This is a genomic window from Novosphingobium clariflavum (assembly GCF_026420865.1).
Taxonomy (GTDB): Bacteria; Pseudomonadota; Alphaproteobacteria; order Sphingomonadales; family Sphingomonadaceae; genus Novosphingobium; species Novosphingobium clariflavum.
The window spans coordinates 1-249 of record NZ_JAPCWC010000130.1; the positions used below are offsets into that span (position 1 = coordinate 1).

Annotated in this window: 1 protein-coding gene; it reads right to left on the reverse strand. The window is 61.0% G+C overall.

Translation table 11 applies throughout. From position 1 onward, the window contains the following. The coding region (locus OKA11_RS24595) for an IS66 family transposase (RefSeq protein WP_267225276.1) at positions 1-249 on the reverse strand (249 nt) is incomplete at both ends.

The window sequence follows — 249 nt, forward strand, 5'->3', positions numbered from 1 at the left end:
CGCAGGCGCGGCAAGTCAGCATCAGGCTGTAGGTGACGGCGCTCGCCCGTGCGCCGTCCACGGTGTCGCAGAAGAGCCAGGATTTTCGTCCCGTTGCAAAAACCCTGATGTCGCGTTCGAGAAGATTGTTGTCGATCGGCATCCTGCCGTCTTCGACGTAGCGCGTCAGGTATTCCCACTGGTTGAGGGTGTAGGAGACCGCATCGCCAAGCTTGGTGTCGGGCACAACCTTGGGCGCGATGGCATCGA